A 14,802-nucleotide genomic window follows, 5' to 3' on the forward strand; every position below is an offset into this window, starting at 1 on the left:
TTTCTGAGGAACTCAAAATGTATCGAAGCCCAATACGCAACTTAAACTTTGGCACAGCGCCTGACGACTCGGTTGATACTCAAGGCATGGTTGGTGATTTTGTTGATAGCGTTCAGCGTGGCCTTTATCAAGGTATGGCCGGCACGTTTGAAACGGTTGATCAGCTAACTGGCTTTGGTGGTGGTATTCGAGATTGGTTAAATACCCAAGCGGATAAGCAAATTTCTGAAATGTCCGAAGCGGGGCAAAACGCACTAACACAAGAAATCTTTACTGAAGATGAAAACGGTAAACTTACTCTTGGTGAAGGGGCTACAAATGCAGCGACTTGGTTGAACTACTTAGGTCAGGGGATTGGTACAGTCGGTAGTTTCATTGGTACGGGTGGTGCTGGTGGCATGATCGCTAAGGGTGGTGCTCGTTTACTCACGACAGCAACAGGTAAGAAAGCGCTGCAGGAAGCAGCCAAAAAAGAAGCGTCAAAGCTCGGTTTTAAAGGCAAGGCTCGCGACTTCGTGGCTAATGCTGCGATCAGTGTGACGGTAGGCAACGGTATGATTGCTAACAATGAGCGTGAGAAATTCAAAAACTTATCGTTTACTGAGTTGCAAAATAGCCCGGCGTTTTCCGATATGTTCTGGAAGATGCGTGAAGACCCTGAGAACCAACAGTTAAGCGATCAAGAAGTGGGATTAGCCGCTCGTGAAGCATTGGCAGAAGCAGCAGCTGATCGCGCTTACTACGATCCCAAAATTACCGCTGTTAATACTATCGGTGGTTTAGCTGGTGCGGTTGGTGGTCGTGGCTTAGGTATTACGAACAACCTATTCCAGCCAGGTAAAACGGCTAAGACAGGCCTTGTGAAAGGTGCGACGATCGAAGGGGTGCAAGAAAGTGGGCAGGGTGGTGTAGAGGCCTATGTCTCAAATGAAATCTATCGTGATTTCGTTAACCCAGAACATGATGTGATGGATGGGGTGGTTTCTGGTGCGCTTAATGAAGGTGTGATTGGCGGTATGTTGGGTGGTACAACAGGCACCGTGGAAGGGTACAAGAACGGTCGCAAGTCTAAAGCAATTGAGCCACCAGCCGAATTATCTAGCCCGGAAGTGGTCCACCAAGAAGAACCTGTGGAACAACGCACTCCTGAACAACGAGCGATTGAAGAACCGATCACTGGCAACACATCTCTTGATACTGAGCTTAACCGTCTTGATGATTCAAACAGTGCAGCAAGTGCTGCATTAGAAGGCTCCAAAGAGCGACAGATTGAGAATGCACTTTCTGCTAAACGTCAGGCAAGTCGTTTGTCTCTTCAAGAGCGTGGGGTTTTACCTGAACGAAATGCAGAACAAGATACTTTGGAGTTGGCGCAAGCGTACAACCCAGAGCGTTATCAGGAAATTGTTCAAGAACTTTCTGATCCTGCAATTGATAACGTTCCAGACTACGCACAGCAATTAGAAGATGAATTGCTTTCATTGGCAGAGCAAGCGAAACAAATGGATATAGATCCACTTCAAACGAACGTGGATCGCCGTGTTGCTGCTAACCGTGTCTCACCGGATGTGCAGCAGAAGATTCGCCAGCGACTTTCTATTTATCAAGACAATGGTGTTGTCGCTGACAAAGAATCTGCAATCGCAGCACTTGATCAACCAGCATCAGAGAATGAGTTACCTCTAGCCGAACAATCTCTAGTGGACACTGAATCGTCCAAACAACTTAAAGCAGAGCTTGAGCAAGCTCAAATGGATTCAGAGATCCGCAGTCAATATGGACTTGAAGAAGATTATCAACCAACCGAAACGGCACAGCGCATTCGTGAAGAGCAAGGTATTGCACTACGTGATAAACTTGATTACCTCGATGATAAACCAAGAGTGGAGGCTATTACTCCAAGTGAGGGACCAACACAGCAAGCTCATGCGGTGCATGAAAAACTAGCGAACCAAGACATTGAGCTTAATCAACAAAGCATAGAGTCTCGCCGTGACTATGATATGGCCAAAAACCAATTGGATGAACCAGGTAATCCAGTTAATGATGATTTATTGAATCATTTACCACCTGAGCGAGTGTCTAATTTTTCTGATCGCCCAGCGTCAATGAAGCTTCGCGAAGAAGGCAAGAAGCCGATCAAAGATTTAGCGTCAATGATGCAAAAAACGAAAGGGATGAGTAAGCGTCTTAAGCGCCGCATTCAACGAGCTAAGGGTTTTGATACCAATGCTGTATTGAAAGAGTTCCAGCAAAACGAGAAACGTTTACAAGCTTATGAGCAAGAAGCCAAGGAGCAAGCTCGTATCGAGGCCAATAAGCCTGAAAACGTAGCAAGACGACAGTCAGCAGAAGCTTTGTTCGCGGATAAGATGGAGTCAGCTGAAGCCGCAGAATTTAAAGAAAACCTGATCACTTCTACGATGAATGAAGTGAATAAGATTGTTGATGAATCTCAAGGCACTGTACTTGAAATCGATGGTCAAGAAGTCAGTTTACCTGAGGTAAAACGCCAGCTATCAAATGGTGTCCGAACCCTTGCCAACAAGTTTATTGGTAAAACAGCTTCAATGAATGAGCGTCTACGTGCTCATAGGCAACAGAACGAGGTTAGTAATGAATCAGAGTCTAACGTTCAGCCTGATCCTGAACCAGTGCAAGAAGCGCCACCAGCTAATGCCGATCAGCAAACGGACCAAGAGAGTGAAACGAACTATTCACCAGAAGTAGCGAAGGAACGCGCCTCTGAAGTCGATGATTCTCAGCAAGAAGCCGATAGCTCTATAGATAAAGAACCAACCAACCAAACATCAAACAATGATCAGGCGAACAATAAGATTGAAGATTTTGGTGAAACACTTCATGGCGCCCGTAAGCATACATGGGGTGCGTTTGGCGATAGTCTGAACAAAGACTTCACTCAAGAGGAAATGAAGTCAGAGCCTCTGTCTAAGTTGCTGCCTAAGCCGAACTATAAGAAGCTGTCTAAAGAAGGCGTATCGAACTTTAACCTTGCGATGGTTGCAGTACTGCGCGGTGCAATTCCTTCTAAGCCTCGTAAGACTTATCGCCTTGATCGTTGGGTACAGGCAGTGGACTCTACTCGTTCGGTATTAAAACTAGCGATGGACAATGATCCGCGTTTAGATGATTCCCCTTTCCATAAATCAACCATGGGGCAATTGCTTCAATCAATCGCTGACGATCTCACGATCGAACAGATTGAAACGCTTGGGAACTTTGAAGCCAACTATTACAACATTTCCAAGAACTACACCTTTAAGCGTAAAAAGTCGTATGGCCGTGAGTCAGTCGAAGCGAAAACGATGGAAGAACTTAACGATAAAGCGCTTCAGTTGCTCAACAATAACCAGCAGCAGTCCACAACCAGCACACCGAAAAAACGTGTTGATATGGGCGTGTACGTTAAGCGTTTTACAGGTGAAGTATTCATTGGTGTAAAAGTAGGGTCACGAGTTGTAGAGATTAAGTCAGGCTTTGACAGCACTAAACAAGCTCGCGAATACATGGCAGAAAACCAGATCGCACTTGAAGACGAAGTGATCACAAGACGTAATGAAGCTCGCCAGCAAGTGAGAGCAGACACCAATCGCCCAAGGGATGGAATTGTTGAACGTGAAGGTGATGTTACTCCAGAAGACTTTTCGAAAGCATTTGGTTTCCGTGGGGTCCAATTTGGTAACTGGGTAGAAGGTAAGCGCCGTCAGCAAGATCTAAATAATGCTTATGACTCGCTGGTGGATTTGGCTAATCTGATGGGGGTGACCACTCGAGCAATATCACTGGGTGGCAAGTTAGGTTTAGCATTTGGTGCGCGTGGCCAAGGTGGTCGTAGTAGCGCAGCTGCGCATTTTGAACCAGGTACATTCGTCATTAACTTAACAAAGGTCCATGGTAAAGGTTCTTTGGCTCACGAATGGTTCCATGCGTTGGATTATCATTTTGGTAATGGAATAAATGTTTCAGGTCGCAAGAGTGCTAGCACTGTTGAGGGTGTTAGACCAGAAATGGCCGAGAAGTGGGACAACATTAAGAAGGCGATCCATGACTCTAAGTTACCTGAACGTTCGGGTAAGCGCGATGAGTTACGTTCGAAAGGCTATTGGAATACTGATGTTGAGCTGGTGGCCCGTGCCTTTGAAACGTGGGTAATTGAGCAAAACTCTCACAATGGTATTACTAATGACTATCTAGCGAATGTGTTACCTCACGACAATCAGGAAGATTACCCATACCCAACCGCAAAAGAAATGGAGCGTGGGATCTCTGAGGCTTACTCTGAATTTGCCAAGTCGATTAAAGAGGACGCGGGTTCCGATGGTAACGTTACTTTATACAGATTAGATGCTTCACAAACCTCTCAAATTGACAGCGACCCAACAACCAAGCAAGTAAAAGAGTTTGTTAAAAGTATCTTTAAAGGTTCACCTGATTTAGCACACGCGGAAAAACTGGTAGAAGTTGTGGGCTCAGAACAAGATTTACCTAACCATATTCGCTATCAAATTATGAATGATGGAGTCGAAGGCAAGGTCAATGGTTTGTATGATCCTCATAGTGAGCGTGTCTATTTAATCGCACCGAAGATACCAACTAAAGAACATGCGGAGCGTTTTATATTCCATGAGCTTGTCGGTCACCACGGTCTACGCAGTTTATTTGGTGATGAGATCAATAAAGAGCTTGCTAACATTCGTAACCTGCTTGGCGGTAAGAGTGGGGTTCTTAGTTTAGCGCGTAAGATGAATGTTGATTTAGGGGCTTACATTAATGTCACCGATCGAGCGGTAGCGAATAATGAAATCTCTACAGAACAATCGGATTACATTTTATTTGATGAACTGCTTGCGCATGTTGCTGAAAGCAAACGCGTTTCAAGTGCACTTGATCGTTTGATTCTGAAACTGAAAAACTGGTTACGCCGCCACGGTTTCGAATCATTAGCTAAGTATGGTAAATCAGATTTACTCGAGCTATTAACCAATATTCGTACATCGTTAAATAATCCTCCACCAAGTAATCCACCAGGTAGCAAAAAGGGACGCGTTAACTACTCACTTGATGTTCAACCAAGTGTTGATCAGGTGCTTAATACCAAACAAACCGATTTAGTAAAACGTATTAAGTCGGCGATCGGTGGCTTTGCACCTATTGAGGCTCTTGGGCGAAACAAGTATGCAATGCTTACTTTGAGACAAATTGGTGAAGTCGCTGGTTTCATCGATAAAGATTTAGAAAAAATGATTGATGGTTACCAGCAAGAGGTTAACTCTATGGTTTCCACTCAAAATACGTTAGCGGAAGAGGCTGCTACTATTTCAGATGATCTATCCAAGTGGGCAAAAAAGAATCGCAAAGCCGCGGATCAGCTGTTTGAGTTTGCGCACGATGCGACACTTGCTGATGTGGACCCAAGCAAGCCGTTTGAATCTCGCACGGAAGACCTCAAGCAAGAGATTGAACGACTTGAGCGTGCCTATAAGGAATATGGTGGTCATAACTCTGAGCGTGGTTCGGCTATCTTTGAAGAGCTCAAAGAGCTTCGACAAATCCTCAAACAAGAACCAAACCGACAGAAAGAGCACGTAAGGCTTAAGCCGGTATGGGGTCGACTTACTAAAGAGCAAAAAGCCAAGTTCCGTGAAATGCGAGACTACTACACGAAACAAGGTGAGCGCTTTGATAAATCATTGGAAGAGAATATTAATCGCGCTGTAGAAGATCAGAAGATCCGTAAAGAAATGCTGGCTAAGCTTCGTCAGCGCCAAGAGGTTCGTGCTAAAGGACTGTATTTCCCACTATCTCGCTTTGGTGATTACTGGATAGACTTTGCTGACAAGAATGGCGAACGTCAATACATGATGTTTGAATCGAAATCGGAAATGGAAGCGGCGCGAGATAAGCTGCGTGATGCGGGTTTTGAAGTTAAGTCAGGCATGAAAGCGCAGGGTAATGAAGGTCAGCAAGTATCATTACCGTTTGTTGCTGATGTAATGAATCTGATCCGTAGTAGTAAGATGAATCAGCACAATGCAGATACGCTATCGGATCAGGTTTATCAAATGTACTTGCGTACGTTGCCCGGTCGATCGCTACGTAGAAACTTTATTCACCGTAAAGGGGTAGAAGGCTTTAGTAACGACGCAATACGTGTGCTTGCCGACAATGGTTTCAAGCAGTCGCGCCAGCAAGCAAGGCTTGATCATATGGACATTCTTGATAACCACTTGGTCAACATCAAGAAGTACTCTGATACCGCAACTGACAACGCGGAGATAAGCCGTATTACTGAAGAAATGGATAAGCGTCACGAATGGGTTCGCAATCCTCATCGTAGCGCATGGGCACAAAAACTTACTTCAATTGGTTTTAGTTGGTTGCTGGGTTTAACTCCAGCGGCGGCGCTAGTGAACTTAACGCAAAACCTTCAAGTAGCAATCCCCGTACTTGGCTCTAAGCATGGATTTGCTAAATCAAGTGCAGTTATGGCTAACACTTCGAAAGAGTTCCTGAAAGCGGCTTCAAAGGCGCTAACGGGTAGTGAGCGTAAGCGTGGTTATGGCGTGATGGGAAACCATTTAAGTGGTCAAGAATTGGATGCGTTTCGCCAGGCGGTTAAGCAAGGTGTGATTGATACAACTCAAGCAGCAGACCTAGCCGGCTTAGCAGAGAACCCGAACGCAAAGTATTCGGGCGCGTGGAACAAAGCAATGAATGTGATCGGCTGGTCATTCCACAATGCTGAAGTATTCAACCGTGAAGTTACCTTTATGTCGGCGTATCGATTGGCCAAGGAAAAATATGGGGATCACCAGAAGGCAGTTGATGAGGCAATAAAAGACACTTGGGAAAGTCACTTCGATTACACATCAACTAACCGTGCTAGGTTTATGCAATCAGACTTAGCCGCGGTTGCGCTGCAATTTAAGCAATACTCGCAAAACATGACGTACTACTTATGGTCAAACTTAGCCAAGTCATTAAAGGGTGAAAGCCCAGAAGTTAAATCGCAAGCTCGTAAGCAGTTGCTGTCTACGCTGGCAATGACATTTGGTATTGGTGGTTTAGGTGCGTTGCCATTAAGTGCACTAACGATCGCTGTAGATGCAGCTCAAGCAGCCTTTGGTGATGACGACGAACCATGGAGCGCTGAAGTAGAGCTTAAGTCAATGTTGTCTCAAGCCGTGGGTAATGAGAATGCCGCCTTGCTCTGGTATGGATCACTGCCTTCTATTTCTGGTCGAATTTCTCTTAATGATTTGTGGGTGCGTTCAATTGATCGCGATATAGATACAGATCAGCGCTACCTTGAATACATCAAGCAAGGTCTTGGTCCTGTATTGGGTGGCATAGGATTTAGCTTTGCACGAGGCTTAAGTGATATTGGTGATGACTTCGGGATCCGAAGCGCTGAGCAAATGTCGCCTAAGGTAGTTAAGGATATGCTTAAAATGGCGCGATACATTAACGAAGAGGGGGTATATACCCGCTCTGGTGCACAAGTTATCGGTGATATGTCAGCTGCAGAACTTGCTGCTCAAGCCCTTGGTTTCTCTTCTGGTCGTGCAAACATTCAATATGATGAGAATAGTGCAATTAAGAACTATGAAGTGCACTTAACTAAGCGTCGCTCTCAATTGGTTAATGGGTACTACACGGCCTATCGTCTGGGCGATAAGAACGCAATGAAAGAAGTTATGGAGAAAATTCAGAAATGGAATAAAAGTAAGTATGGTCGAATGAACCCAATTACTAATGATTCGATCAAGCGTTCCATTAAAGCAAGGTTGAATAACTTGAAGAAGACGAATTCAGGGCTTCGTATTAATGATAAGTATCAGTCGCTTATAAATGAATATGACTTCTTTTGATTGGTGATTTAGCTCTCATTTGTGCGCATTTTTATTAACTTGTTTATAATTAGCTAGTCGGTTGGTTTCCTGTTTCTATCTAGGGAATCACACTTATGGATGAGTTGGTAAAGAAAGAATACCTAAAATTGGCTGTTAAAGTTTTCCCTGTCTTAACTAAGAAACAGGCTTTGCCAGTTCTATTCTTTTTTATTTTTGGTCGTGATGAAGCTGCTCGTCAACTTGGTATTTCTGTTAACACAGTTAAGTCTAGTGTTCGGCGAGCTAGGGTGACGTTGCGAAGGCGTGAAGGTGATGAGTTGGAATCTTATTTTTTACGAAGGTTATTAGAGAGCTTAAAGTAATGGACTAATAGTTTCGGTTTCTGTTGAAAAATTTTCTTTTGTTCATTAATGAGACTTGAATCTCATAATTAATTCATTGGTAAAATGCAAACTGAACCCTTCAGGGGTGCGCTTATTCATTCTGCAATTTTTCTTGGTTTGACAATCTTGTTAAGATAACCACAAGAAATAAAAGGTAACAAAATAATATAAATAAACTATTGGCTAGGTGAATTATGAAAGCTCTCCCAACAGACACAACTTAAAGTCCATAAATTACGAACTCCGTTCGTTAAATATTCTAATTTCTTCAGTCTAATATTCTTTGACATATTGTTGTCGAGGTAGGGGATGTTTGTCTCGAAGATCAATGAAACTCATGAGAGATAGCAAAGATATGCAGTAGCACTTTTGGTGCAGTGCTTAATGTTGCTCTGCCCCTTTCGTATTGGGAACGATTATGAATTAGGGGGAATTGGATAACATCAAGGGATTTTTATGGATGATACAGACAAGATGATCAAACACTTAACCAATCTGGTTTATGCTTTAGAGCGTGATGATTTGTCTGATGCTTACAGGGCAATTACCGTGGAGCGCTTAGCTAAGGTAATTGAGAAGTTGAAACAAAGTGGATAAAAATAAAGCAGGGGATTAGCCCTGCTTTTTATTTTGGGTATGCGGATTAAAGTGCGTATGTGAGGATTTGAGCATTAATTTGTCTAATGCTCTATCCCTCTAGATTTTAAAGTCCAAGGCTGCACCGCACTGGTGGCATTTATCGGGATAACGCTTATTGAAACGCACACCTTCTGGCAGAATAACGGCTCTACAATTAGGACAGCACTCAGCATCCAAGCATGGAGTGGTAAACTTGCCTTTATTATCTCTATATTGAATTCTTTTATTGCTGTGCTTGTATGCTTTCATGTTCGTAATCCCTATATGTAGTGCCTGCCTCAGCTGCAATTGATACTAGATATTGTGTTTATATGAGAGAGTTCGACCCCCCTTACTCATTTTAATAACGTATTAGTTGAGCTAATTCGATCCTCACTTTAATCCGAATAGCCTTTATTTTTAGTGTTGTCTGTGTTCATATAAATCACATAGCCTGTTCCGCATAATGCGGCATATACTGCGAGTACAATCATTGTGTATCTCCTGTCATTACGGCGCCCACTTCAAAAGCTTTTTTCTGAGTCGTTTTCATATGGAATAATTGGTTACCGTGCTTCTGCTCCCAAGCAAGCGGATTGTTCCCGAGCTCTTTCGCGTGTACATGGCATAAAGGGAATGTAAAAAAGTCATTGCCAGTTTCTCCCATCTTCATTTCACCGTGGCCGATCAAATGCTGAGCAACTTCAGCTGGCTCACCGCAAGCGCAGCACTTTAGCTTGAGTACAAAGTCAATGTATTGAACATTGTGCCAACGCAAAGGCTTAGGTTTGCGCATATACATTGCTGGTGGTTCGTTATCTATAGAAAAGAGCACCATTGGTTTAGCTAAGCGCTCAAGCTGCTCACGTTGGCTTTCTGGGTTGTATCGTTCGTTGGTATCTTTGCTTCCCGTTACTCCTAGCCGTTTACTCGTTGCCATTCTTGGGAATTGTCGATCGAGTATCGATTGGGGTAATAACTCTGAAACACCGTTGCGAACAGCCCACCAGCAAATATCAGCGTCAGTAATTGGTACTTGTTTGCCATGAAGTTGCTGTGACACGCGCTGCAATCCATGACGAACTGAGTTAAGTCGGGCAATATTAAAGGCTTTGTGGTCGTTATCTGCCAAATTGTCGTGATGCCAACACAGTCGAATCGCACCTTCACCTGTATTGCGAGTCTTTAAGTTGTGATCGCAGTAGCCGTTATCTGCCAATTGACATTTATCTAGAGAGTCAGCATAGCGAGAAGTGGGACCAATTAACTGTTGTACGTCCCGATCGGCGAAGAAAGAGACAAGTGTTGCATCATCGTATTGCAAAACCTCACGCTCTTCTGTCGACTGGTTTGCACCAGGTGACACTAACCCTACCTGACCATTAACAATTAACTCTTTGAGTTTGTCTGTGATCCCCTCAAGTGGCACAATGGCCGCTTTTAAAGTGGGAACAATGTCGATATTAACCTTGATCATGCAACGGCACCCTGCTCAAGTTCCTTAAGCTCTTGTTGAGTTATGACTGTTAACCCTAACTCAAGAGCTTTGTCGTACTCTTCGCGAGCACCGCGAGAATCTTCCCAACCTTCGAGCATTAGTACAGCGTGACAGCAACTAAGCATAGGAATACAGATTGCCATGTATTCTTCCCACTCAAAACCTTCTGGTAAGATCGCTGGGTTCATAACTCGAAAGCCTAAGTTGGTAAGCTTGTCAGCAACGGTATTAAAGTTTTCTTTGTAGTTATCAATGCCAGTGATTGGCCCTGCAATGTAGATTTTCATTGTGTGCTTACTTCCTTTTGAATTCGTAAAGCCCATTCAGCGGCTTGATATTTGGAGTTCCTACTATTGGGTATTTCTGTGCGGCCAAATTCCTGCCAACCAGATCCAATAGCTATCACAAGCCACTTGGGACCAATCCTTCTAAGAGAGCAAATGAAGCTATCAAACGAGTGGTAAAAGTAATCAGGTTCAGAGTTGTCTACTTCCCAAGTAATTTCTCTTGCTTCGTTACTTATTCCCATTAGTTCAAATTCACATGGGGGCTTAATGCCAACCTTTTCAAAGTAGAACTGCACAGGCTTTTCCGAGAGTTCAACTAATCCCAAACGATCTAGTTGTCGTAACCCCGCCGAGCTCTTGAGAGTGTTTTTAAATTGTTCTGCAACTATGTAGCGATAACCCTCGATCGAGAAAGAATGTTTGAAGTGATTGCAAGGTGCGCAGGATGGGACAAGGTTTTCAATTGTGTCCAATTCAGGATAAGCGCATTCTTTGCCTGTGGTGAAACCGGTTGTTCTACCTTTATCGTTTAAGACTGGAACAATGCTTCTAACTATTGGGTGGAAGTGATCGGCGTGCCAGCCTTTTTCTGGTAGTTCGCAGCCACAGTAAAAGCATTTGCCTTCTGTCTTATCCCAGATTTGTTGTCTTTTCTTTTTGGTCATTGGTCTTTACCTTGTGAATGTAATTTGAATTAAGAGTCAGTAAACAGAATGTGTGAGGTTCTGTTGTCCCAATCTTTTTTCATAGGGAGGTTTCTATTGATGTAGTGGCTGTATAACCACTTAGCTCCTTTTAGTGTTAAGCAAACAACAGCGCGGTTTTTACCGCCGTGCGCATTAAAAGAAACTTTGAAGTAGCGATCGCGATGGTATGCAGTTGGTTCTAAACCTGCCTTAGTTCGGATGAGAGCACCGATCTTGATAAGGTAGTTATTTACCTGTTGGATATTGACGCCATTTAGTTGCTTACAAAAAGCTGGTGGAGTCATGCCACTGGCAAACTGAGCCGTGACAGCGTTACATACACCTTGAAGACGGTTTACTTCTGACTCTGCTTCATTTGCTCTTTGTATTTCGATCTGTTTACGTTCGAACTCAGCAGCCCAAGCTCTAGCAGCTTCAGCAGGATCGCTAAAATTTGGTAATGGAGTAGAAACCTGAGCTTCAAGCTCTTGCCAGCGGTCTACTAGTCGTTTGGTGAATTCAGGGGATAAGCGAGCAACAACAACGTAACTGTCTTTCTCATTTACGTGGTAAGCGATGCCAGGTCTACCCGATGTGGGCTTTTCCTCAGTTTGAGTAAAAGTAATTAAGTTCTTAGAGGCCAGAGAGTCAATGGTGCGCTTTACGTTATCAGGGCGAGTATTTGTTAGATTAGCAATCTCGCGATGCGACATTGTAAGAGGTTGGCTATTCGATTGACTTGAAACCAATTGGCGGTGTGTATTATCCTTAAGCATACGAAAAGCTCCTTTGTATATTAGCTGTTAGCACGACTAATAATACATAGGGGCTTTTTTGTTCGCAAATTTCAATAACTCGAACGAGACATTTTTATTCCTTAATGAGATCGTGGTTGCATTATTTGATGTTTATTTTGTCTAAATCGATGCTTATTTGTCACCCTATGGACTTTTTGAGGAGTCGACTTGTCTTGATGTTGTCGTATGGATTTATGGGCGCGTGCATTATGTAACACATAATGAAACACAAGAAAGTCAGCTTTTACTAGGATTCTTTTTAAAACATGTGGTTATGTGGTTAATCCTGATTCCTCACTCACCGCCACATTTTTGAAGAAAGACGTCCTAGGACGTCTTTTTTTATATCTAAAGCATTTAAAAACAACACGTTACGATCCCCACACTTCTTAACTTGTCTTACAGGGACCCTCATTCGAGTGTAGGGCTGTGTGTATGATTCAATTTACCTCAGATGCCCAGTCATACACTTTGTACTCGATTTCGACTAGAAACCATTAAGTGCAGAACTTTAGGTTCTTGCTCGAGCAATTGCTATAAGTTCAATACTTTCATTCGGTTACCTGCAATGTGTATGACGCTAAAAAAGGCATCATTTTGTACTTTTTGATTTGTCATACACTGGAGGTGAACATGTCGCACTTGCTAAACAAACTAACCGCATTAAGGGTAAAAGAAGCTAAAGGCAAAGAAAAGCCATACAGGATTGGCGACGGAGGAGGCTTGTACTTACTTGTAAAACCAAATGGCTTGAAATACTGGGAGTTCCGCTACAGAAGCCGACTGACTGGCAAGCCGACATTACTTGGCTTGGGCAGCTTGGACGTAGTAACTCTTAAGAAAGCGAGGGAGAAAGCCCATACAATGAGAGTTATGCTCAGTGATGGGATTGACCCTAAACAAGCACGCTTACAGCAAGCTCGTTTAAATCTGGAAGAGCATGCAAATACTCTACTTTTCATCTCAGAGAAGTGGAAAGAGACTAAGAACCGACTCAAGCCTAAAACGTTACATGATAACTGGCGCAAGCTTGAGATACATGCATTTCCATCTTTGGGCTCAGTCCCTATCAATCAAATAACGCCACTGCTAGTACAAGACTCTCTTAAGCCATTGGTGAAACGTGGCAAGCTTGAGACTGTTAAACGGGTAGTTCAACTGCTCAACGAGATCATGACCTATGCGATTAACAGTGGTTTATTACAGCACAACGTTATTGCTGGGGTAGGAAAGACTTTTGAATCGCCAGAAGTAACGCATATGGCCGCTCTCAAACCAAAGGAAATCTCAGAATTATTGAGAACAGTTGCTACTGCCAATATGTATTTAGCGACTAAGTGCTTAATTGAGTTTCAGCTACATACTATGGCTCGCCCTGGAGAGGCGGCTGGAGCAAAGTGGGAGGAGATTGACTTAGCGCGTAGGCTTTGGATTATCCCAGCTGAACGAATGAAGATGAAAAGAGAGCATCGCGTACCTTTAACAGATCATACGATTGCGATTTTAAATAGAATGCAGCCAGTGAGTGGCCACCGAGTTTATGTGTTCCCTTCAAATCGCTCTCCTAAGCGTTCTATTGACTCTGAAACTATTAATAAAGCATTGGGACGTATCGGGTTTAAAAATCGGACTACAGCTCATGGTCTTCGCTCCCTAGCTAGCACAACACTCAATGAGCAGGGCTTTGCTCCTGACATTATTGAAGCGGCCCTCGCGCACCAAGAAAGAAATGCAATCCGAGCAGCATACAACCGAACCGATTATCTAGAACGCCGACGAGAAATGATGGAGTGGTGGAGTACCTATATTGAAAAAGCTTCGATAGGATGCTTGTCTGTGGCGCACGGCAGTCATTGACGGAGAGACTGAGATATGGATATTAGGTTCTCAGCGTGAGAAAAAGCTTGTGCTAGGACATTATTTTAGTCCCTCATTTTTTGCGAGAACTTCGGCTAGGGCCTGTACGTCTTCTGGAATGTTGATCTTAACCTGTGATGATATGCTACTTACCTGGTCGATGTTTGCACTCCCATTGGTTAATTCATTAATTTCTAATTTAAGGGCTTCATTCGTTTTCTCTAAGCCTTGGCTCAACCTTTCTAGTTTTTGGTACTTCTCGGTAAGTTCATTCAATTGATTTTTTAGTGCAGCAATTTGCTCAGATGATCTAGAACCGACTTCATTCCATTGTCCTTCTCGTGTGTACCTTTCTTTATCTGACTTAGCTTGCCGTTTTACTTCCTTATTTGTTTGGTACTGGCCCTCAATTAGTTGAGTTAGAGCCTCCTGTCTATTTGTTATTTCATATCCAGATGTGATTAGTGACTCAAGCTTTATCATCACTTTTTTCGGCAACCATTCGTGCAGGAGAACTAGTCCCTTTTTTGTGTTTTTTCTATCCCTACATCTTTTTGCCCAACGGTTCTTGAGTGTTGCTCTGAACTTCTTGGAATTATCGCTATTGTGTAGCTTTTCGAGAAACTGTCGGCATTCTTCCGCGTTGCTCGGTGTATTGTATTCTTCCGCGTTGCTCGGTGTATTGTATTCTCCAGCAATTTGCTTTCTCAACCAGGTGGTGTCTTCACTTAAAGGCGTCCAATCAAAGTTTGCCAGAGTGTGTTTGGGATTCATCGGGTCACCTTTTTAGGAATAGCTACTG

Annotated in this window: 9 protein-coding genes; 4 read left to right on the plus strand and 5 right to left on the minus strand. The window is 43.4% G+C overall.

All coding sequences use genetic code 11. The annotated features are described in order from the left end of the window. Positions 1-17 precede the first annotated feature (17 nt). From AAFX28_RS14155 to AAFX28_RS14165, 3 genes are all read left to right on the plus strand, one after another. Positions 18-7,892, plus strand: a complete 7,875-nt coding sequence (locus AAFX28_RS14155) for a PLxRFG domain-containing protein (protein ID WP_408688568.1) — start codon at positions 18-20, stop codon at positions 7,890-7,892. A 95-nt stretch (positions 7,893-7,987) separates the two neighbouring features. After that, positions 7,988-8,236: a sigma factor-like helix-turn-helix DNA-binding protein gene (locus tag AAFX28_RS14160; protein ID WP_408688569.1), complete on the plus strand. Its 249-nt coding sequence runs from the start codon at positions 7,988-7,990 to the stop codon at positions 8,234-8,236. Positions 8,237-8,713: 477 nt separating this feature from the next. Then, the gene (locus tag AAFX28_RS14165) at positions 8,714-8,854 is read left to right on the plus strand and encodes a hypothetical protein (protein WP_408688571.1); all 141 of its coding nucleotides are present in this window, start codon (positions 8,714-8,716) and stop codon (positions 8,852-8,854) included. Between the two features lie 511 nt (positions 8,855-9,365). Here the strand turns inward: AAFX28_RS14165 and AAFX28_RS14170 are convergent. Genes AAFX28_RS14170 through AAFX28_RS14185 form a run of 4 tightly spaced genes read right to left on the minus strand, consistent with a single transcriptional unit; the run spans position 9,366 to position 12,122 of the window. Then, positions 9,366-10,352, minus strand: a complete 987-nt coding sequence (locus tag AAFX28_RS14170) for a DUF968 domain-containing protein (RefSeq protein WP_408688573.1) — start codon at positions 10,350-10,352, stop codon at positions 9,366-9,368. Further along, a complete protein-coding gene (locus AAFX28_RS14175) occupies positions 10,349-10,660 on the minus strand; it encodes a DUF4406 domain-containing protein (RefSeq protein WP_408688575.1) in 312 nt (103 codons plus the stop codon). The genes AAFX28_RS14170 and AAFX28_RS14175 overlap by 4 nt, the downstream gene beginning before the upstream one ends. Further along, a complete protein-coding gene (locus AAFX28_RS14180) occupies positions 10,657-11,325 on the minus strand; it encodes an HNH endonuclease (RefSeq protein WP_408688576.1) in 669 nt (222 codons plus the stop codon). Before AAFX28_RS14180 ends, AAFX28_RS14175 begins: the two co-directional genes overlap by 4 nt. Positions 11,326-11,354: 29 nt before the next feature. After that, a complete protein-coding gene (locus tag AAFX28_RS14185) occupies positions 11,355-12,122 on the minus strand; it encodes a Rha family transcriptional regulator (RefSeq protein WP_408688578.1) in 768 nt (255 codons plus the stop codon). Between the two features lie 654 nt (positions 12,123-12,776). Here AAFX28_RS14185 and AAFX28_RS14190 point away from each other — a divergent pair. Further along, positions 12,777-14,000, plus strand: a complete 1,224-nt coding sequence (locus tag AAFX28_RS14190) for a tyrosine-type recombinase/integrase (protein WP_408688580.1) — start codon at positions 12,777-12,779, stop codon at positions 13,998-14,000. Between the two features lie 60 nt (positions 14,001-14,060). Here AAFX28_RS14190 and AAFX28_RS14195 read toward each other — a convergent pair whose 3' ends face one another. Continuing rightward, a complete protein-coding gene (locus AAFX28_RS14195) occupies positions 14,061-14,774 on the minus strand; it encodes a hypothetical protein (protein WP_408688581.1) in 714 nt (237 codons plus the stop codon). Positions 14,775-14,802 lie beyond the last annotated feature (28 nt).

Origin of the sequence: Vibrio sp. TBV020 (assembly GCF_046056895.1) — a bacterium.
Taxonomy (GTDB): Bacteria; Pseudomonadota; Gammaproteobacteria; order Enterobacterales; family Vibrionaceae; genus Vibrio.